18 protein-coding genes and 2 pseudogenes are annotated in these 21,057 nt (G+C 39.0%); 11 read left to right on the forward strand and 9 right to left on the reverse strand.

The window, feature by feature from the left end; all coding sequences use genetic code 11:
- Positions 1–40 precede the first annotated feature (40 nt).
- The 6 genes from gpmI to ACHJH3_RS00970 all read left to right on the forward strand — a co-directional run bounded on the left by gpmI (position 41) and on the right by ACHJH3_RS00970 (position 5,457).
- Entirely contained in the window at positions 41–1,501 is a 1,461-nt protein-coding gene (gene gpmI, locus ACHJH3_RS00945) for a 2,3-bisphosphoglycerate-independent phosphoglycerate mutase (protein ID WP_407063202.1), read from the forward strand.
- 125 nt (positions 1,502–1,626) lie between these two features.
- Entirely contained in the window at positions 1,627–2,370 is a 744-nt protein-coding gene (gene fabG, locus ACHJH3_RS00950; protein WP_407063203.1) for a 3-oxoacyl-ACP reductase FabG, read from the forward strand.
- Positions 2,371–2,423: 53 nt separating this feature from the next.
- Positions 2,424–2,657, forward strand: coding sequence for an acyl carrier protein (gene acpP, locus ACHJH3_RS00955; RefSeq protein WP_169939845.1), 234 nt, complete (start codon positions 2,424–2,426; stop codon positions 2,655–2,657).
- A gap of 31 nt (positions 2,658–2,688) precedes the next feature.
- Entirely contained in the window at positions 2,689–3,900 is a 1,212-nt protein-coding gene (locus ACHJH3_RS00960) for a beta-ketoacyl-ACP synthase II (RefSeq protein WP_407063204.1), read from the forward strand.
- A gap of 1 nt (position 3,901) precedes the next feature.
- A complete protein-coding gene (accA, locus tag ACHJH3_RS00965; RefSeq protein ID WP_407063205.1) occupies positions 3,902–4,843 on the forward strand; it encodes an acetyl-CoA carboxylase carboxyl transferase subunit alpha in 942 nt (313 codons plus the stop codon).
- A gap of 65 nt (positions 4,844–4,908) precedes the next feature.
- Entirely contained in the window at positions 4,909–5,457 is a 549-nt protein-coding gene (locus ACHJH3_RS00970; RefSeq protein WP_407063371.1) for a DUF4198 domain-containing protein, read from the forward strand.
- Positions 5,458–5,494: 37 nt separating this feature from the next.
- On the opposite strand, the gene ACHJH3_RS00975 is transcribed toward ACHJH3_RS00970, so the two are convergent.
- From ACHJH3_RS00975 to ACHJH3_RS01000, 6 genes are all read right to left on the reverse strand, one after another.
- The gene (locus ACHJH3_RS00975; RefSeq protein WP_349304360.1) at positions 5,495–5,824 is read right to left on the reverse strand and encodes a YnfA family protein; all 330 of its coding nucleotides are present in this window, start codon (positions 5,822–5,824) and stop codon (positions 5,495–5,497) included.
- A 122-nt stretch (positions 5,825–5,946) separates the two neighbouring features.
- The gene (locus ACHJH3_RS00980) at positions 5,947–6,975 is read right to left on the reverse strand and encodes a c-type cytochrome (RefSeq protein WP_407063206.1); all 1,029 of its coding nucleotides are present in this window, start codon (positions 6,973–6,975) and stop codon (positions 5,947–5,949) included.
- On the reverse strand, positions 6,972–8,237 hold the full coding sequence (locus ACHJH3_RS00985; RefSeq protein WP_169972779.1) for a cytochrome b: 1,266 nt from the start codon (positions 8,235–8,237) through the stop codon (positions 6,972–6,974). Before ACHJH3_RS00985 ends, ACHJH3_RS00980 begins: the two co-directional genes overlap by 4 nt.
- Before the next feature lie 9 nt (positions 8,238–8,246).
- Entirely contained in the window at positions 8,247–8,750 is a 504-nt protein-coding gene (gene petA / locus ACHJH3_RS00990) for a ubiquinol-cytochrome c reductase iron-sulfur subunit (RefSeq protein WP_169939863.1), read from the reverse strand.
- 250 nt (positions 8,751–9,000) lie between these two features.
- Positions 9,001–9,759: a DUF4198 domain-containing protein gene (locus tag ACHJH3_RS00995; protein WP_407063207.1), complete on the reverse strand. Its 759-nt coding sequence runs from the start codon at positions 9,757–9,759 to the stop codon at positions 9,001–9,003.
- Positions 9,760–9,777: 18 nt separating this feature from the next.
- Positions 9,778–11,874, reverse strand: a complete 2,097-nt coding sequence (locus ACHJH3_RS01000; RefSeq protein WP_407063208.1) for a TonB-dependent receptor — start codon at positions 11,872–11,874, stop codon at positions 9,778–9,780.
- A gap of 115 nt (positions 11,875–11,989) precedes the next feature.
- On the opposite strand from ACHJH3_RS01000, the gene ACHJH3_RS01005 reads away from it, so the two are divergent.
- Together ACHJH3_RS01005 and ACHJH3_RS01010 are read left to right on the forward strand one after the other, a co-directional pair.
- Complete coding sequence (locus ACHJH3_RS01005; protein WP_407063209.1) at positions 11,990–12,532, forward strand: hypothetical protein; 543 nt, start codon at positions 11,990–11,992, stop codon at positions 12,530–12,532.
- 2 nt (positions 12,533–12,534) lie between these two features.
- Positions 12,535–12,942 carry a helix-turn-helix domain-containing protein gene (locus ACHJH3_RS01010; RefSeq protein ID WP_407063210.1) on the forward strand — a complete coding sequence of 136 codons (408 nt, stop codon included), beginning with the start codon at positions 12,535–12,537 and terminating at the stop codon, positions 12,940–12,942.
- A gap of 44 nt (positions 12,943–12,986) precedes the next feature.
- On the opposite strand, the pseudogene ACHJH3_RS01015 reads toward ACHJH3_RS01010, so the two are convergent.
- The 3 genes and pseudogenes from ACHJH3_RS01015 to mnmG all read right to left on the reverse strand — a co-directional run.
- Positions 12,987–13,493: pseudogene (locus ACHJH3_RS01015) on the reverse strand (methyl-accepting chemotaxis protein); the annotation flags it as partial.
- A 351-nt stretch (positions 13,494–13,844) separates the two neighbouring features.
- Positions 13,845–14,945, reverse strand: a pseudogene (locus tag ACHJH3_RS01020) (cache domain-containing protein); the annotation flags it as partial.
- A gap of 60 nt (positions 14,946–15,005) precedes the next feature.
- Positions 15,006–16,877 (reverse strand): tRNA uridine-5-carboxymethylaminomethyl(34) synthesis enzyme MnmG, encoded by a 1,872-nt coding sequence (gene mnmG / locus ACHJH3_RS01025; protein ID WP_407063211.1) that lies wholly within the window; start codon positions 16,875–16,877, stop codon positions 15,006–15,008.
- Between the two features lie 691 nt (positions 16,878–17,568).
- Between mnmG and ACHJH3_RS01030 the strand changes: the two genes are divergently transcribed.
- The 3 genes from ACHJH3_RS01030 to ACHJH3_RS01040 are packed head-to-tail and all read left to right on the forward strand — an operon-like array spanning position 17,569 to position 21,057.
- A complete protein-coding gene (locus tag ACHJH3_RS01030; protein WP_169939872.1) occupies positions 17,569–18,162 on the forward strand; it encodes a 4Fe-4S dicluster domain-containing protein in 594 nt (197 codons plus the stop codon).
- Positions 18,159–20,126, forward strand: a complete 1,968-nt coding sequence (locus ACHJH3_RS01035; RefSeq protein WP_407063212.1) for a proton-conducting transporter transmembrane domain-containing protein — start codon at positions 18,159–18,161, stop codon at positions 20,124–20,126. The genes ACHJH3_RS01030 and ACHJH3_RS01035 overlap by 4 nt, the downstream gene beginning before the upstream one ends.
- Before the next feature lie 10 nt (positions 20,127–20,136).
- Complete coding sequence (locus tag ACHJH3_RS01040) at positions 20,137–21,057, forward strand: respiratory chain complex I subunit 1 family protein (protein ID WP_169939876.1); 921 nt, start codon at positions 20,137–20,139, stop codon at positions 21,055–21,057.

A 21,057-nucleotide genomic window follows, 5' to 3' on the forward strand; every position in this document is an offset into this window, starting at 1 on the left:
ATAATGCTCTTAAAATTTATCTAAATTTAAAGAATGAAATATGAAACAAAAAACTATTTTAGTAATAACAGACGGCATAGGATTTAATCCAAACTCGGAATTTAACGCATTTGCAGCGGCGAAAAAGCCGACTTATGATTGGTTATTTAAAAATGTGCCAAATTCGCTTATCAAGACTTCAGGTCTTGCGGTAGGCTTACCTGAGGGGCAAATGGGAAATAGCGAAGTAGGGCATATGTCCATAGGAAGCGGGCGGGTTTTGTATCAAAATTTAGTAAAAATTTCGCTTGGGTTTAAAGACGGCTCACTCTCTCAAAACGCAAAACTAAAAGAGCTTTTTACAAAGTGTAAAAATATCCATATAATCGGGCTTTATAGCGATGGAGGCGTGCACTCTCATCTTGAGCATTTCGACGATATGTGCAAGCTTGCTATAAATAACGGTTGTAGTGTCTATGCTCACGCTATAACCGACGGTAGGGACGTAGCGCCTACGAGTGCGGCGGAGTTTGTAAGGCAGCTTGAAGAGAAATTTAACGTAGCTACGATTTGCGGTAGATTTTACGCTATGGATAGGGATAAGCGCTGGGATAGGGTAAGCGAGGCTTATAAGACTATGATTGATGGTGCAAATTTACAGAGCTTAAAACCAAGCGAATATATCCAAAATAGCTATAATGATGGCGTTTTGGACGAGTTTATAAAGCCTGCCAGTTTTAACGGCTTTAAAGGTATAGGCAAAGATGACGGAGTTGTGTTTATAAATTTTAGAAACGATAGGATGAGGCAGATTGTAGCGGCGTTTGGCGTGAGCGAATTTAGTGAATTCAAGCGCCCTTTCGTAATGGAAAATTTAGTAACGATGACGGAATACGACGCAAATTTTAGCTTTCCTGTTTTATTTGAAAACGACAAGATAACAAATACTTTAGCAGAGGTTATATCTCGTGCCGGACTTCGCCAGCTTCACACGGCAGAGACGGAGAAATACGCTCATGTGACTTTTTTCTTTAACGGCGGAGTTGAGGAACTGCTTGAAAACGAAACTAGAATTTTAATCCCAAGCCCAAAAGTTAAAACTTATGACGAAAAGCCCGAGATGAGCGCTGAAGGCGTTTGCGATGCGGTTTTAAAAGCGATTGATGACGGGCAGGATTTTATCGTAGTAAATTTCGCAAACGGCGACATGGTAGGGCATACCGGTGATTTTAATGCGGGCGTAAAAGCCGTAGAGGCTGTAGATAGCGCGCTTGGTAAGATTGTCGCTAAGGTAGAGGAAAAGGGCTATGCGATGATAATTACGAGCGATCACGGTAACTGCGAAGAGATGCGAGATAAAAGCGGAATGCTTACAAATCACACGACTTACGATGTGTTTTGCTTCGTGCTGGGTGATGGAGTGAAAGGAGTAAAAACCGGTGGGCTAAACAATATCGCAGCAAGCGTTCTTAAGCTAATGGGGCTTGAAAAACCGACCGAGATGGATGAGCCACTTTTTTAGATGCGATATTTAAGTTGGTTTGAAAATTTAAGTCTAGTTAAGCTTTTTTAACTTTACTTTGCTAAAATTGTCTAAATTTTAAATTTATAAACAGAGGCGAAAAAATACGTCAAGAAAGGCAATATATGAAATTTAGTGGAAAAAACGTTCTGATTACCGGTGCAAGCCGCGGTATAGGTGCGCAGATAGCAAAAACGCTTGCAAACATGGGGCTAAAAGTATGGATAAACTACCGCTCAAAGCCTGAGATAGCAGATGCTTTACAAGCTGAAATCGTATCTAACGGCGGAGCCGCAGCTGTGATAAAATTTGACGCTACGGATGAAGATGAATTTATAAAAGGCATAAATTTAATCGTTGATACCGACGGCGAGCTAAGCTACCTCGTAAATAACGCAGGCATTACAAACGATAAACTTGCACTTCGTATGAAAACGGACGAGTTTATAAACGTGCTAAATGCGAATTTGACATCAGCATTTATCGGCTCAAGAGAGGCTTTAAAAGTGATGAGCAAAAAGCGCTTTGGAGCTGTTGTTAACGTAGCTTCCATAGTAGGCGAGATGGGAAATGCTGGACAGGTTAATTATTCGGCAAGTAAAGGCGGCATGATAGCTATGACAAAGAGCCTTGCTAAAGAGGGAGCGAGCAGAAACGTGCGATTTAACTGCGTAACACCGGGCTTTATACAAACGGATATGACGGAGGTTTTAAGCGAAGAGATTAAGCAAAACTATATAAACAATATCCCGCTAAAACGTCTTGGAGATGCAAGCGAAGTAGCCGAAACTATAGCATTTTTGCTAAGCGATCACGCAAGTTATATTACAGGTGATGTGCTTAAGGTAAACGGCGGACTTTATATGTAGTTTAAGCAAAAATATATTAAAATCTGAAACATTTTTTAATAAGGAGACCCCAAATGGCAGTTTTTGATGATGTTAGAGATGTTGTTGTTGAGCAACTTAGCGTAAGCCCTGAGGCTGTTAAGCCTGAGTCAAAGATTATCGAAGATCTAGGCGCTGATTCACTTGACGTTGTTGAGCTTGTTATGGCTTTAGAAGAGAAATTTGAAGTTGAAATTCCTGATAGCGAAGCTGAAAAACTAATAAGCATTAACGACGTTGTAACTTATATAGAAAAACTAAATAAATAATTCTTTTTATAGATAAAAATAAGGAGATATATTGAGAAGAGTTGTAGTCACCGGAATCGGTATGATAAATGCTCTTGGACTTGATAAAGAGAGCTCTTTTAAAGCTATCTGCGAGGGCAAGAGCGGAGTGAAGAAGATAACGTCTTTTGACGTTTCTGAATATCCTGTTCAAATCGCCGCTGAAATTACCGACTTTGATCCTTTGACCGTAATGGACGGTAAAGAGGTTAAGAAAGTCGATAGATTCATACAACTTGGTATCAAAGCAGCTCGCGAAGCTATGACTGACGCAAATTTTGGCGAATTTGACGCTAACGAATTTGGCATAAGCTCGGCAGCAGGTATCGGAGGACTGCCAAATATCGAGAAGAACTCAAATATACTGCTCGAAAAAGGTCCTAAAAAAATATCTCCGTTTTTTATCCCTTCTGCGCTAGTAAATATGCTTGGCGGAATAGTTTCCATAGAGCATGGACTTAGAGGACCGAATATTTCAAGCGTTACGGCTTGTGCGGCTTCTACGCATGCGATATGTGAAGCGGCTAAGACCATAATGATAGGCGAAGCCGAGAAGATGCTTGTCGTAGGTGCGGAATCCACAATATGCGGTGTTGGTGTCGGTGGATTTGCTGCCATGAAGGCACTTTCAACCAGAAACGATGAGCCGGAAAAAGCTTCTCGTCCTTTTGATGCAGAGCGAGACGGCTTTGTTATGGGTGAAGGAAGTGGGGCTTTAGTGCTTGAAGAATTCGAAAGCGCTAAGGCAAGAGGAGCTAAAATTTATGCAGAGATAGTAGGCTTTGGAGAGAGTGGAGATGCTTATCACATTACTGCACCGACTCTTGAAGGACCGCTAAATGCTATGAAAAAAGCTCTTAAAATGGCAGGAGATATTAAGATTGACTACATTAACGCTCATGGAACTTCGACTCCGACAAATGACAAAAATGAAACAGCTGCGCTAAAAGAGCTCTTTGGCAACGATTGTCCGCCGGTTAGTTCTACAAAAGGTCAAACAGGACACTGCTTGGGAGCCGCAGGAGCTATAGAGGCGGTCATCTCTATAATGGCTTTACGTGACGGGATTATACCTCCAACCATAAATCAGACAACAAAAGATCCTGAGTGCGATTTGGACTATGTACCAAATGTCGCTAGGAAAGCCGAGCTTAAAGCTATCATGAGCAACTCGTTTGGCTTTGGCGGAACCAACGGTTCGGTAGTATTTAAAAAATTGGACTAAAATGGCTAGTTATTTAGATTTTGAAAAGAGTATTAAGCAGATTGATGATGATATAGCGAATGCTAAAATTCGCGGCGATGAGCATGCTGTTGAAATTTTAAATAAAAATCTAGAAAAAGAGACTGCTAAAATTTACAAAAATTTAAACGAGTATCAAAGGCTAAGCCTTGCTCGTCATCCTGATCGCCCGTATGCTATAGATTATGTGCGCGGGATGATGACTGATTATTACGAAATTCACGGTGATAGGGCATTTCGTGATGATCATGCGATAGTTTGTTATATCGGATATATCGGCTCTAAAAAGGTGGTCGTTATAGGTGAGCAAAAGGGTCGCGGAACTAAAAATAAACTTAAAAGAAATTTCGGTATGCCTCATCCCGAAGGGTATAGAAAAGCGCTTCGCGTAGCAAAACTTGCCGAGAAATTTAGCTTGCCGATACTTTTTCTCATAGATACTCCGGGTGCTTATCCCGGAATTGCTGCCGAAGAGCGCGGACAGAGCGAAGCTATAGCTAGAAACCTCTTTGAATTTGCAAATTTAAAAACTCCAATGATAGCGGTCGTAATAGGCGAAGGCGGTAGTGGTGGAGCTCTTGCAATAGGCGTAGCCGATAAACTTGCTATGATGAGAAACTCGGTATTTTCGGTTATCTCTCCTGAAGGTTGTGCAGCGATACTTTGGAACGATCCAAGCAAGCAAGAACAAGCAACTAAGGCTATGAAGATAACCGCAGATGATCTAAAGAGCTTGAATTTAATAGATGACGTTATAGAAGAGCCGCTTAATGGCGCTCATAGAGATAAAGATAGTGCTGTAAAAGCGCTTGCGACATATTTTACGGATGAACTTGCTAAGCTTGAAGATCAAAGCATGGATCAAATTTTAAGCGCTAGAATGAATAAAATTTTATCTGTCGGAGCTTTCCAAGAGGGCAAGTAGGCTGCATTAGCCCTTGCTCTTTATAGTTTTGTCTACTTCAAAATATTTACTTTTTTACTTACTCTATAAACGCAACCGAAGGTGTTTATCAAGTAGCGGCATCTACGGAAAAGATGCAGTTTTCTTGGTGGAAGGATGCAAAGGGACACAGCAAATGGGATATGATCTATCTGGATCAGATAAAAGACGCCAAGGAGATTTTGCTCTGCTTTAACTTTCAAAGCTTCGCCAAGGCTTTTATAAGCTACGGTAAATGGGCAAAGCCAAAGCTCGTAGGGCATGATCTTGAATTTTTGCCTGTGAGTGACCTTTCAAACGTGAAGGTTGGAGATGTGGTCGAATTTGAAGTGTTTTTTATGGGCGAGCCTTTACATGAGATAGTTGATGGAATGCCTTTGCAGATCAGAGCTTACGGCGAGCAAAGCGAGGCGGGATTTATAGGTTCTTTTGTGATGAAAGGAAAAACTAAATTTAAAGTCACTTCAAGCGGCAAATGGGTCGTAAATTTAAGCTTGAAAAAGCTTGTTGGCAAAGATATGGCTCCTGAGCTTATCGGAAAAGCCCTGCATAAAGGATACAATGCAAGCGCTACGTTTTTCGTAAAAGAGAGGTAATCTAAAAGCAAAATTTGAGCGTGAATAAAATTTGCGCTCAAGCTAGCTTGTTGCCAAAATATATAATTCCCGCTCCCAAGATCACAAAGGCTAGTCCTATGATGTCAAATTTGTTCATCATTTCTTTTTCTACAAATATCATCCATAAAAACGAAGATAGTATGTATATGCCACCATATATCGCGTAAATTCTGCCCGCAGCTTCAAGGTCGATTTTGGTTAGGATGTAGGCAAATAGTATGAGTGAGATTAGTCCTGCTCCAAGCCAAGCAGGAGATTTAGCAAGTCTAAAATATAGCCAAAATGAAAAACAGCCAAAAATTTCAAAAAATGACGCAGCTAAAAATAGATAGATGTTTGTTATCACAAGTTGCCTTTGTCTAAAATTTGAGCGAATTATATCAGAAATTTGGATAAATTTTGATAGTTAAAATCAGATAATGAAGTTGATTAAAAAGAGAAAAGAGCCTAAAAATAGGCTCTTAAATTTTAGTGAAGCTCGCTCCAAACTTTGCGTTTCCATAGCCAGCCAAAGATTCCAAAGATTAGGAAGTATATCATTATGTAAATTCCCAAGCTCTCCCTTTCGGCTTTTTTCTCATCGCCTGCTTTTTGCATATAAGCTACGACTTGCTCTTCGGCTTTTTTGTTTAGACCGACTCTTGGCATAGCCGTTCCAGGAAGCATTTTTTGTGTGTCGTTAATAAATTTGTGTAGGTAATCAGTACCCTTTGAGCGTATCATCATAGATAGATCAGGCGGGTTTGATCCCATGTATTCGGCTAAATTTACGCGGTTTGTAAAGACGTATTGTTTTTCGTATTTCATGTCGTGACATCTTTGGCAAGAGTCTGCAAATACTTTCTCATCACTTACCTCTTTTGGTGCAACTGACTTAAGATAGGCAACCATATCGGCAAGCTCTTGATTTATGTCTTCACCGCCGGCTCCAAAAAACGCAGGCATCGGGTAAGGATTTTCGTCATTAAATTTATGCTTTAGTTTTAGCGCTATATTTGGATTTTTTATGACCGCTGCAAGGAAAGCGTCATCATATAGATATCCCGCAGTGCTTAGATCAGGCGGAACCACCTTATAAGCTTCGCTTGCACTTGCATTATCCATAGGAGCAGGCATGCCTGCAGCCTCAAGTCCGTGACAACCCGCACAGCCTGCGTTCATAAATACCTCTGCACCCTTTTCGGCGTTGCCTTTTTTGAAGTCTATAGCGCCTATTTCAGCCCAAAATGTTTTGTACTCTTCAAGAGAATCTTTTGCCTCTTGCAGGTCTTTTTCCGCATTTTTTATCTTAGCTGTCTCTCCAAGCTTTTTTGCGCTCTCTAAATCAGCCTCTCTTTTGCTAACTACTACTTCAGCTTGCTTTACGTCGCCCTCGGCAAAGTTGTAATTAACAGGATCTACCTTAGGATGCATGATCGAGTGAGCGTAAGGCTCAATGCCCCAGTATGTTATCAGTGATAGAACAACAACAACTATAAGAATTTTTAGCTCTCTCATTTGCCACCCCTTTTCTTTTCAAGCGTAGTTATGATAGGTAGTACCACAAGAAGCAAGATAAAGAATGTAATCGTTGAGTAAAATCCTATCCATGAATTTGAAATTCCCATTGTAACTCCGTCTGCAGGAAGCTTTCCAAATATCGTAAGAACTATCATGTCAATCACTAGTAGCCAGAACCATACGAAAAAGCCTTTTCTCTCATGGGCAGGAGCAACAACGTCGCTTCTATCGTATATCGGCATGAAAAATAGCGCGATACCTGCAAATGCAAATGCGATAAGACCGATATTGTAAGCAGAGAAGCCAAATATATCAAAGAAAAATCCGCGTAAAATTTCATACTGCCACAAGAAATACCACTCAGGATAGATGTGCGGTGGAGTTTTTAGAGGGTTGCCCGGCTCAAAGTTGATCGGATCCATCGCGAAGTTGAAGTGAAAACACACAAGATAAAAGAAAAAGATCATGAAAAATCCGATATACATGAAGTCTTTTGCTAAAAATCCCGGCCAGAAAGGTATAACCTTCGCGTTTGCCTTGTCGCCTTTTAGATATTTTTCAGCCTCTACGTCAAAGTCTATTTCCTCGCCTGTTTCGTTGTTTACGTGAGGAATTCTAAGCGTATAAAAGTGAAGCGCGATAACCGCTATCAAAACAAGCGGAAGTAAGCATACGTGAAGCATGAAAAAGCGCGTTAGAGTCGAGTCGCTAACCGCATAGTCGCCTCTGATCCACTCAACTACGGCATCTCCTATCACTGGAATTCCGCCAAATAGGTTCGTGATAACCATCGCAGCCCAGTAGCTCATTTGACCCCATGGAAGCATATATCCGCTAAAAGCTTCAGCCGAAAATAGTATGAAAAGCAACATACCGCTTACCCAGATAAGCTCTCTTCCTTTTTTATATGAGCCGTAATAAATCGCGGTAAAAGTGTGAATGTAGATGATTAAAAAGATCACAGATGCTGCAACTGCGTGTATATGTCGCCATAGCCAGCCGTATTCAACCTCTTTCATGATAGTGTAGTTTACGCTGTCAAAGGCTAAATTTATATCAGGCTTGTAATACATCATAAGTAAAAAGCCCGTTACCAAAAGCAATACGAAAAGCGTCGTAAGAATAACGCCCATAGCCCACAAGAAATTGATGTTTTTCGGTATCCAGTACTCGCTAACTAGCACTTTCATCATTTTATTAAGCGCTATTCTTTGATCTAGCCAGTCCATTATCCCTGTTGATTTACGAATTTGTGCCATATTTTCCTCCTATGCCTGAGCTACAAGTTTTTCATACTCAGGACCCGTTTCGCCAAGTACTAGCTTGGTCCCGTCTATCTTAAACGGCGGTATATCAAGAGGTCTTGGAGGAGGACCGAAGGTGTTGATACCGTCTACGTTAAATTCTCCCGCGTGACAGGCGCAGATAAAGACTTGCTTGCTTGCTCTCCACTCAGGAATACAGCCAAGATGGGTGCAAAGCGCTATGGCTACTATGTATCTTGAATCCCCGACTACTACGTCTCTTTTGTCGTTAGCAGGCATATTTGCATCTTTTTTTAGAATAAAGATAGGTTTTTTACGCCATTCGATTTGGCGCATTTCACCGTCTTTCATGGGACTAAGATCTACGGTAGTAAATCCTGCCGCTTTTACGCTCGGGAGCGGATCCCAAGTTTTTTTGACGGCTACAAGCGAAAAAGCACCGCCTACGGCAGCAACCGCACCGAATGCCAATCCGATAAAATTCCGTCTGTCTTGTGTTACGGACATTATTTTCCTTTCTTATAATAATTTTTAGCTATTATATCTTTTAAACTTTAAAACTTTATTTTATGAACTAAAGATAAAAATATTTTTAAATTTGATTAAGAATTTATTAATGAATAATAATATTTTTTATCAAGATGTTGTATTTGTATTGAAATTTTAGTAAGTATAATTTTATGATAGGCTAAATTTATAAAATCCAAATTTCGACCAAGTAAATTTAGCCGAAATTTCGCGGTTAAGATTTATAAATTTACTTTATCTCAAACGTAAAAGAGGCGATTATAAGCTCATCATCACATATATTTTTGTCCTCAAAGTTGAATTTGTGAGTGGCTTTTAGTATCCACTTTCCTTTTTTAAGTGCCAAGACTTCCGTTTCGCCTTTTAAATCCGTTGTAGCGTAAAATGCACTTTTATCTTTTAAAAATCCCTCAAGCGTTCCTTCAATCTTTGCTGTTTTTAAAGGTTTTCCTTCAAATAAGACTTTTATTTTAAACGGTTTGTCCACTTTGAAATTCGCAGGATTTTCAAGCGGGATTATTTCAAGGCGTTGCCCTGCAGGCTTGGTTACAAATTCATTTTTTGAACTTCCTATATTTATCACGCTTTTTGCAGGCAAACTGGCGTGTAAGCAGTATTTTGGATTTTTTACGTTTTGTTTAGTGCCGTCATCATGCCAGTTTCCATCTTCGTCTTGAGTTAAAAAAGTAGGCATAAATTCGCCTAATAACAAGTAACTTCCCTCTTTAAGCTTATCGCCTTCATAGTGGTAGCTTTCGCCTGTTTGTTTTAGCTCTATCTTGCTGCCGTCTTTTTTTACCACGACTAAAGGGGCAAATGATTTTTGTTTATTTTTGGGAATCTCTTCGTACTTTGGGAAATCATGCCCAAACCCGATATCTGCAGTAAATTTATCTCCGTTTTGTCCAAATACCCAAACATCATGAGCTAAAGCGATGTTTGTAATCATAAATGCGGTAAAAATGGATAAAATTTTAATCGTTTTCATAAATTCTCCTTTATAAATTTAAAAACTATATCTAACGCCAAGCCCAAAGACTCTACCCTTATCGTAAGCGACAAGCAGCCCGTAGCCCCTATCAAATACGTTTGAAAAATACTGTTTATCGGTCAAATTTCTAACATAAGCGTATATATCAAAATTTCCCTTTGCATAGCCTATCTTGGTGTCGGCTGTAAAATAGCTCTTTTGCATAAGAGTATTTTGCGGATTGAAGTAAGTTTTGCCTACTAAATTCGTATCAAGTCTTGCATATAACCCGAAAGGAGCATGATAGCTTAAGCCCGTAGTAAATTTATAGCTTGGATTTTTTTCTATCCTGTTGCCTTTGGCGTTTGTTCCGTCTAAATTCGGGTAGTTGCCGTATTTGGTCTTTAGTAAGCTCGCTGCGAAATTTAGATCGATTTGCTTACTTAATCTTGCCGTGCTTTCAAATTCAAGCCCTTTTGAAACGGCTTTATCGGCATTTCCTGTTTTGATATCGTTTGGATTTGCAGGATCAACGAAATAAATATGAGTATCTTTTATATCCATGTAAAACGCGGCAGCTGAAAATCTAAAATTTTCATACGCACCTTTAATACCTATCTCATAGTTATCGCTCGTTTGAGAATCAAATCTATTGTCTTCTTTTTCGCCTCCTGCGGCAAAGAGATTAAAGCCGCCGGATAAATATCCTTTAGAATAAGAAGCGTATGCGCTAAGAGCTTCTGTGAATGCGTAACTAAGAGCAAATTTAGGCAAAAATGAATTAAAAGTTCTTTCATCTTCAAAAACAAAAGGAGCGCCTTTGGCTCCTCCGATAGGGTATGAATATGATCTTACGATTACGTCTTTTTTGATTCTTTGGTATCTTCCGCCAAGCGTTGCTTCAAGCTTTGGCGTAATTAGATAGCCTATTTGCCCAAATGCGGACATTGTCTTTTCGTGAGTTTTTGAAGGCGCATCCGATTCGTTTGCATTAGGCAAAAACGGAGGCATTGGCGGAAGCTGCTGTCCGACTCTTTTTTTGTCTATTGTTTCGTTTTCAAAATAAATTCCGCCTATCCATTTAGTATCTTGCCCCTCTTTGCTTCCGACTCTTAGCTCTTGGGAGATGTCTTTGATCCTGATGTCGCTAAATGCGTTAAATCCAAGATAGTTTTTAAAGTCTTTGCCTCCAAAACTCATATCGAAATTTCCTCTTTGTTTTGTATTTTTAAGCGCTGTAACGGAAGTAAAGTCAAATTTATCAAAATCATAGGTTAAATTTAGTGCGAGTGAATTTGATTTTTCTATCGAGTATGTGTCGCTTAGAAATTCCGCATGTTTCACATCTTCTCTTTTTATGGAGTTAAATTTCGCATAAGGTATCATTATGCCGTCGTTTCCGTTGAGTCTTTTGCGGTAAGTGTCAAAAAATAGCTTCATCGCAAGCTTATCTGTAGGCGTAAATTTCAAATTTAGACCGAAATTGTGATCTTTTTTATCATTTGCTTTTTCGCCTTTAAGCTCATTTGTAATCCAGCCGCCGTCTTTTGACGCAGAGCCGTTAAGTCCAAGATAAAGTGTATCTTGTATGATCGCTCCGCTGGCATCAAACATTGCGGTAAAGTATCTATAAGAGCCAAATTCGCTTGCGATACTTCCTGATAGTTCCTCGCTAGGCTCTTTTAGTACGATATTTATAACGCCTCCGATAGAGTCTTTGCCGTAAATCGTACTACTTGGTCCTCGTAAGACTTCTATTCTTTGGATATTTGTAGTAGGTATGTAATATCCGTATCTATTGGCTTGCGAAACGCCGTTTATATAAATCATTACGGGATTTGAGCTGGTAAACGCAGAGCCGTTAAGTCCACGCGCCGTAACCCCCTCATGAATACCCGTAGTGGCATAGGTATTTGGTAAAATTTGCGTTAATTCGCTTATATTTTTTATACCCTTTTCTTCAAGCTCAACTCCGCTAATGACACTTATACTTTGTGGGATTTTTTCTAAATTTTCGCTGATTTTATTTGCTAAGACTTTAACTTCGCCAAGAGCGATACTCTCTGCACCAAACACTGCCGAAGCGGTTATGGCAGACAGAGTAACCGCAAATTTTATATATTTTGTCTTCAAAGCTTACTCCTAATTATAAAATTTAAGCTTCATTTTATTATAATCAGATAATTACTATCAATATGATAATAACGCTAAAGGGATTAAAAACTAACGCAAACGGGATAAAATTAATATGGGTATTGATACAAGCCTTTGTAAGTTTTTTAATGATGTGGTTTTGGAAATAAGATTAAAAAACAACAAGAGATTTGGTGAGATTTCGTTTAAAAACAGTGCTGTAGATTGCAAGCTTGAATATTTTGATGTGGGCAATGGGCTTGGATATTGCGCTTATGAAGGCATTTATAACGAAAATTTGAAGTATTCTTTTAAGCGAAACGCTCAGTCTTTTTTGTGCTTTAATGTCGGAAACGAACATGCTTTTATAGACAGTGATTTAAAAAGTGTAGTTTTAAAGCCGACTAATTTTTGCATAGGCACCGTTCAAGATGAGGTATTATCTGGCGGTGAGCATAAAGTCAAAAGCTGTAAAACTCAGACGATAATTATAAGCAACGAGTTAATGAGCGAATTTGGGCTAAATTTTGGTGATGAGAAATTTAATGCAAAGACAAATTTGATAAATCCCTCTCAAAGCTTGATACTAAAAGAGCTTTTAAATTCTCAAATTTATAGCGGAAAAATGAGAGAAATTTTTATAGAGTCTAAATTTTAGAGATGGTTTATAAGACTTTAGGATATGCGCAAAGTGAAAAATTATCTGTATGCAAAAGTCTTAAATTTGATGACATAGATATTAAAAATATAATGAAAGCGAAAGAAATTTTACTTAAGAATCTACAAAATCCACCTACTATAAAAGAGCTTGCGCGACTTTGTGCTACGAATGAATTTAAACTCAAGATCGGCTTTAAGCGCTCTTTTGGCGTCAGTATTCATAAATTTTTGCAAAATGAGAGACTTGAAATTTCTAAAAAATTATTAAAGTCTGATGACATAAGCGTTAAGGAAGCCGCTATGATGGTTGGATATAATAACTTCGCTCACTTCAGTAAAATTTTTAAAGAGAAATTCGGCATCTTGCCCAACGAACTTATAAAAGAGCGTAAAATTTATATATTTTAGCCTTAAATTTAACTTATAAATTTAAGGCTAAGAGTAATATTAAATCATGTTTTAAATTTGCTCAGCATTTGATTTAGCTTTTCGCCTACATTATAAAGGTGATTTGCAGCCGTTGCTATCTCTTCGGTATTTCGCATATTTAGCGAGCTTATCTGATTTATTTCGTTCATATTTTTAAGCACCTCGGCTATTGCGTCGCTTGTTTTGTTAAAGTCATTTATGCTGCTGGCGGCTTGTTCTTCGCTTTGTTTCATCGCTTCTGTGGCAAAATCAACCGCTTCTATAGTCGCTCCTGTTTTTGTTATGAGCACTTTAATGCCTTTTGAATTTTTCTCTATACTGTCTGAAATTTCAGAGATTGATCTTACTATCGTATTTACGGTTGCGCTTATCTCGTCTAGGCTGCTTTGAGTTCCTTCTGCAAGTTTTCTAACCTCATCGGCAACTACCGCAAAGCCTCTTCCGTGCTCTCCTGCGCGTGCTGCTTCTATGGCTGCGTTTAGAGCAAGTAAATTTGTCTGATCTGCTATATCTGAAATTACGTTTAGCACGTCTTTTATCTTGGTTGCTTGCGAGCTAAGCGCACTCATATTGGCAGAAAGCCGCATTTCGCTTTGAGAGGTCTGCTCGACGCTATTTGAAATTTCTATGATATTGTTTCTGGCTTCTTGCAACTTTAAATTTGAGTTTTTAAGAGTTTCAGAGGAGATGACAAGGCTTTCTATAGAGCTTTTTATCTCATCTTTTAGCTCGCTTGACATGTTAAACGTGTCTTCTACTTTTTTAGTAGTGTTTTCCACGCTTTTACCGACTGTTATAGATGTGGAAGAAAGTTCGCTTGAAACAGATGAGTTTTCGTTGCTGCTCTCTTTAGCAACCTCGATAGCTGCGCGAACTTTTTCTATGAAATTGTTAAATTCCTGAGCGCTTTGTCCCAACTCATCGCTACTTTCGACAGGAATTCTTTGAGTTAGATCTCCTTCGCCCTCGGCAAGGTCGTTTGCATGATCTTTTAGCCTGTTTATAGGGTTGATTATAAAGAGTTTCATTAAAATCATAAGCGCGATCGTGATAATTATCGTAGCAATACCACTTACTACCATCTGATCAACCATCCCTTGCGTGGCTGTTTTGATATCGCCATAAACGTGTTCGTTGCTATCTGCGGCAAATACATATCCTATCTGTGCGCCCTCAAAGTCAAACATAGGAATTTTGGTTACAAAATAGCTTTTAGTAGTAAATGCCTGTGCAGCTTCGCTTTCGCTTAAGTTTGCAAGCTCTTTTAGTAAATTTTCGTCTAAATTTTTAAGATCTTGTGCGACAACGTATCTGTTTGAGATTATTTTAGGCGCATCTTTTAAGCCGTCGGCTACTTCAAGCAGAGAAGAATTCATGGCGATGATTAAATTCGCTCCTAAATTTTTATTTAGATCTTTAACGACTGATTCAAAGGATTGTATAAACTCAACCGAACCTATATAAACGCCATTTTCATCAAATATCGGCGCAAGACCTCTTAGTACCAAACCGCTTTTGCCCACTTCTATTCCGTGAAGCGGTTTTTTACTCTCTTTTACCTTTTTTATCGTCTTTCTAAACGAACTTAGATCATCTCCTGATTTATCGCTCCAATGCCTTAAAAAGCTTTTTATATCAGCGGTGTGTATGTGAATTCTTATATTTTTGTAGTCGGAAAACTCTTTTAATGAATTTGCAAGTTCGTTTATTTTATCTTTGGCTATCTTTTTATCTTGATATGACAAGGCTTCGATGACATATTTGTTTTGGGCTAAATTTATGGCATTCATAACGCCTACTTGAAATTTGGTGTTGATTTTTTCTTTTATAAACAGAGCAAATGCCGATTCTTTTTGCTCAAATACTCTTTTTTGTATATTTTTGGTGTTGTTTAAGAAAAATACGAACATAACACCTATAGCCAAGGCAAACAACGCTAAAAGCGGAACGTAAATTTTCCATTTGATGGACAAATTTTTCATTTTTGCAAAACTCCTTTTTGTAACTCTTTTAATTATTATAAATATAAATTAAATTATGACTTAAAGCGATGATTTTTTACAAAATTGCTTAATATAAATGTGTAAAATATCAATCGCAGCAGGTGTAATGCCCGAAATTTCACTTGCTGCAAATAGCGTAGGCGGCGCAAATTTTTCAAGTTTTTCTACTACTTCGTTACTAAGCCCGCTGATACCGCGGAAGCTAAAGCCTTCAGGAATTTTGATGCTCATCATATCTTTCATCTTATCGATTTGGTTTTTTTGCTCGTTTATGTAGTGCTTGTATTTGCATTCGATTAGAATTTGCTCCAAGCTAGCTTCGTCTAAATTTTCAAAGAATTCATCCAGTTTTCGCAGTTTTTCTTCGTTAAAGCTCTTTCTGGCAACTATCTTTTGAAGTGTTATCTTTTCGCTGATGATATCTTCATTTAAGCTTGCAAGCATAGCTAAATTCTCTTTTGACGGAGTTAGCTCGCGACTTTCTAAAATTTCAAGCCCTTTAGCTAAATTTGCTCTTATGCTTTCTATTTTTTCATAAGTTTTTGCATCTATCAGCCCAAGTTCGCGTCCGTATGAGCCAAGTCTTAAGATCGCGTTATCTTCGCGCAAAAGCAAGCGGTATTCAGCGCGGCTGGTAAACATTCTATAAGGCTCTTTTGTGCCTTTTGTGACCAGATCATCTATCATCACGCCTATATACGCTTCATCTCGGCGCAAGACTAAAGGCTCTTTTTCATCGATACTTAAAACCGCATTTATGCCTGCCATTAGCCCTTGTGCGCCTGCTTCTTCGTAGCCTGTCGTGCCGTTTATTTGACCTGCTAGGTAAAGCCCTTTTATCTTTTTGGTTTCTAAACTGTGTTTTAGCTCGGTAGGCTCGACGTAGTCGTATTCGATAGCATATCCGTGGCGAACTATGCGAGCCTTTTCAAAGCCTTTTACCGAGCGTAGCATCTTAACTTGCACTTCGTAAGGAAGGCTCGTTGAAAATCCGTTGATGTAGTATTCAGTCGCTTCAAGAGTTTGAGGCTCGATGAAAAGATGGTGGCGCTCTTTATCTGCAAAGCGATTTATCTTATCCTCTATGCTTGGGCAGTATCTTGGTCCGACACCCTCGATTTGCCCTGTAAAAAGCGGCGCTTTATCGAAATTTGAGCGGATAGTTTCGTGCGTGATGTCGTTTGTGTAAGCGATGTAGCAAGGCAGTTGGGTAGGGTTAAAATTCTCCGTTCTAAAGCTAAACGGTTTTGGATTTTCATCTCCGCCTTGCTTTTCAAGCACGCTAAAATCAATCGTTTTAGCGTCTATCCTTGGGCAAGTTCCCGTTTTTAGCCTGCCCATTTTAAGCCCTAAACCTGCAAGGCTTGAGCTTAAATTTGTAGAGCTTAGTTCGCCAACGCGACCTGCTTTAAGCTTGTTAAATCCAACGTGAATAAGCCCGTTTAAAAAAGTTCCGGTGGTAATGATAAGCTTTTTGGCGCCATACGTATTTTCAAGATGTGTTTTTACGCCTGTTATCTCGCCGTTTTGAGTTAAAATTTCAGTTGCTATCTCTTGAGAAATTTCCAAATTTGGAGTGTTTAAAAGCAAATTTCGCATATAGACTCTATATCTATCCATATCAATTTGCACTCTTGAACCGCGAACAGCAGGACCTTTGCTCTCATTTAGCACGCGAAACTGAATTCCCGTAGCGTCCGTTGCAAGCCCCATGGCTCCGCCAAGTGCGTCTATCTCTTTTACGAGATGACCTTTTGCTAGTCCGCCGATTGCAGGATTACAGCTTGCCGCACCGATTTGCTCTGCTAGAATTGTTATAAGAAGTGTTTTTTTGCCCATTTTTGCAGCCGCCGTGCAAGCTTCAATGCCCGCATGACCGCCGCCGATCACGACTACATCATAATTATCCACTAAATTTGCCTTTTAAAAATAAGGGGGATTTTAGCCAAAAAGTTATAAAGGTTAGCTGACTTGATTGATTTAAAAATTGAAATTTGAAAATCTCTAAAACACTTTTTGACTACATTTTTTATAGTAAGTATAGAGAATTTTAGAAATTTAAATGAGTAAAATATATTAATTTTTAATTTTATATATTAAATTTAAGAAATAATATAATATTTTATCAAGTAAATTATAATCATCTATATAAAATTAATAGAAATTGATAATATAAAATATAAAATCTCAGAATTTTTTATTTTATATATTCCTTATACATACGCTAATTATATAAAAATAGCCCTGTTTTCATTAATAAATATTAAAAAAATATAAATTATAAGACTTAATATAAAAATTAAAAATTTGTCAGATAGATGACGGAAATTTTCTTGCAAATCATATAGAATTGTCTTATCTATTTTAAGAAAAGCGGTGGTTGTAAGATGAGTGTATCAAAGCTTTTGAATTTGTATAAATCAATAAATACCTTTAAACATATATTGATTTATAAAATTTCTAACAACATATCATATGCGTGTATTAAATTTCAAAACACCGAAAAAGAAATAGCGGCAGGGAAATACTATGGGTTGCTTAACCTAAATCAAGTAAGCAAGAGCTCATTTGTGGCGGTTCTTGTTTATATTAGGAGGAATTTATGAAAAAGCATAAATTTGTAATTGCTGATTATAAGCGCTGTATAGGTTGCGCTACTTGCATGGCGGCCTGTTTTAAGAGCGCTTATGAGCGAGGCAAGCTGTCAAAAGCTCGTCTAACGGTTCTTAGACAAGCGGGTGGCGTTATGCCGTCTCAATGCAGGCAGTGCGATGACGGACCGTGCGCAAACGTTTGTCCGACCGGAGCTCTTAGGTTTGATGATAACTGCATAGAGCTTCACGAGGAAATTTGTATAGGCTGTAAGATGTGCACTATCGCTTGCCCTTATGGTGCTATTAGCTCAAGTGCAGAGCTTATGCCGTCTGTTAATTATGCGGTTGAGCCAAAATACTATCTTGAGATAGAGTCTCAAGCCGGTGCAAAAAATATCGCTATAAAATGCGATATGTGCTACGGTCGCGAGGGAGGTCCCGCTTGTGTCGATGTTTGTCCTACAAGCGCTCTTATAATGGTTGATCCTATGCTTAACGAGCACAAGCTTGGCAGGAAGATAGATTTTGAAGCGGCGGATAAATTTGTAAATAAAATTTTACAAGGAGCTAAAATTTGCTCTCCTCAAGGGGGTGAGCTATGATAAGTGTTTATACTCTTTTTTGCGTAAGCTCGATTATTAGTATTTTGCTTTACGGCGCTCCAAAGGCTGCCGTTAAAGTAGGCTTTGGGCTTAGCGCGTTAAGCTGTTTTTACGCTATGGTTCACTTTGTAAGCAATATGGGCTCAAGCGATAGTTTTGCGCTTTTTGGCAATTTCCTTTATTCTCCGAATTTCGCTTTAAATCCGCTTGGAAATTTCTTTAGCTTTGTTGTTGTATTTATCGGCTTTGCAAGTAGCGTTTACGGCATGAGCTATGCTGAGGAATACGTCAAAAAAGCCAATGTAGGAGTTTTTGCCTGTTTGTTTAATCTGTTTATACTATCAATGCTTCTAGTTATTAGCGCAAACAATGTATTTTGCTTTATCGTGCTTTGGGAGCTTATGACTCTTATATCGTCGTTTTTAATCCTTGTAAATGACGGAAAAGGCACTTTAAGAGCGGTGATGATATATCTTGGCATAGCTCAAGTCGGAGCATTTTGTATCACATGCGGCTTGCTTCTTATGGCTTATTATGCGGGAAGCTCGGAATTTTCTGCGTTTATGAACGTAAAAATGCCTATGGGCGCTTCTGTTATAGTGTTTATACTATTTCTTGTCGGCTTTGGAAGTAAGGCGGGTATGTGGCCGTTTCACGTTTGGCTTCCGCTTGCTCACCCGGCAGCGCCTTCAAACGTTTCAGCGCTTATGAGCGGCGTTATGATTAAAGTTGCATTATTTACTCTTGTCAAATTTACTCTGTTTTTGCCGATGAGTATATATTTTGGGCTTACTATATTGATTTTAGGTGCCGCTAGTTCGCTCTTTGGCGTTCTTTATGCGCTTTGTCAACACGACTATAAAGCCTTGCTTGCTTATCACTCCGTTGAAAATATAGGAATTATTTTACTTGGTTTGGGAACCGGAATTTACGGCGTTGCAGCAGGCAATATGACGCTAGCTGCGGTAGGCTTTTTAGCGGGTTGCTATCACGTAGTAAACCACGCGATATTTAAAGGGCTTCTCTTTCTTTGTGCAGGTTCGGTTCTTCATGCAACTCATACAAGAGATATGGACGTGCTTGGCGGACTTGCTAAAAAAATGCCTTGGACGAGCGTGGGTATGTTTATAGGCATCATGGGTATTGCCGCGCTTCCGCCTGTAAACGGCTTTGTGTCCGAGTGGTTTACCTATCAAGGTATGCTTCAAGGAGCCATGGAGCAAGGAATTTTTACCAGATATGCATTTACCCTTTCTGTTGTAGCTCTTGCACTTACGGGAGTTTTGGTGGGCATGCACTTAAAACTTTATGCGGTTATATTTGCAGGAACTCCAAGAGATAAGAAAATTTGGGAAAATGCAAAAGAAAGCCCTGTGGGCATGGTTTTAGGAATGGTGATTTTGATGATAGGTTGTGTCGGCTTTGGTGTTGGAGCAAATATCATTGTCGATTATATCATGCAAGCTGTTAATTCAATATCTCCAAGCGGATATGATGCGAGTTTGGGTGCCACATCTATCACATCTCCTATCGGAAGTTTCGTATCCACTCCTTTAATAGCGATTATTTTATGCTCTACTATGATACTTCCTTTTGCGATCTTGGTTGTAATGAAGGCAAATAGAACCAAACCAAGAGAGACTGATCCTTGGGCTTGCGGATTTAAATACAGTTCGCGTATGCAAATGACAGGAGGTCCTTTTACGGGCGATCTTAGAAAGATTATGGATTGGCTGTTTAAAGGGCATAAAAAAATAGTTACAAAGGGCTATTTTAATCCCGTAGAGTATCATAATCACCCGCAAGACATCTGGTGGGGAATGATATATGAGCCTATCATCAACCGCTGCAAGAGCATAGCCGATAAGATAGGCGTAATGCAAAGCGGTTATACAAACGTGTATTCTCTTTATATTATTGTCTATTTGTGTGCGATACTCGCAGTTAGTTACTTTTTGATTTAAGGGGCGTAAGATGGAAACTATACTTTTAATGATATTTCAAGTTGTCGTTATCGTCTTGGTTGCGCCTTTATTTGACGGTATAGCTAGAAAGCTTAGAGCTAAGCTTCAGTCAAAACAAGGAAGCGATTTTTTTCAAACGTATCGCGACATTATAAAGCTATTTAGACGGGGAAGAACAGTGCCTGAATGCTCTCACTGGGTGTTTAGATATGCGCCGTTTTTCTTGTTTGCAACATCTGCTGCGATTTTGGCTGCTATCCCTATAACATATAGCAAGGAGACAATATTTGGCGCTTATTCTGATATATTCGTTATTCTTTATCTGGGCGCGCTTTTAAGATTTGTCTTTGGCGCGGCATCTATGGATAGCGGAAATCCTTATGCGGCAACGGGCGGCGGACGCGAACAGATGCTTGCCGTATATGTAGAGCCCGTTATGATTATGTGTTTGATCGTCGTTATGCTTAGCGCAAAGACTTCAAATTTGGTTGAAATTCAACAAATGGTAAAAGACGGAACCATAGGATATCAAATTCCAAGCTTTGCGGTTGCGTCAATCGCCTTTTTATGGTGTATGTATGTAGAAACGGGTAGAAAGCCTTTTGACTTGGCAGAAGCCGAACAAGAGCTTCAAGAAGGTTTGCTCGGAGAGTATGCAGGAAGTGATTTGGGCTTAGTGCAAGCGTCTCTTATCCTAAAACAATTTGCAATGATAGGACTCTTTTTAACTATATTTGAGCCTTGGAATTTTTCAAATCCGTTTTTAGCCATTATTATATTTGTTCTAAAAGCGGGAGTGTTTTATGTAGCTGCGGTGTTTATAGATAACTTCGGCCCACGCTTTAAGATGACGTCAAGCCTTCGCAAAAACGCTATCGGCGCGCTTGCCATATCCTTTATAGCGTTGACGCTTTATGTTGTAGGAGTGTAA

Source organism: Campylobacter canis, from assembly GCF_045504005.1.
In the GTDB taxonomy this organism is placed as follows: Bacteria; Campylobacterota; Campylobacteria; order Campylobacterales; family Campylobacteraceae; genus Campylobacter_A; species Campylobacter_A canis.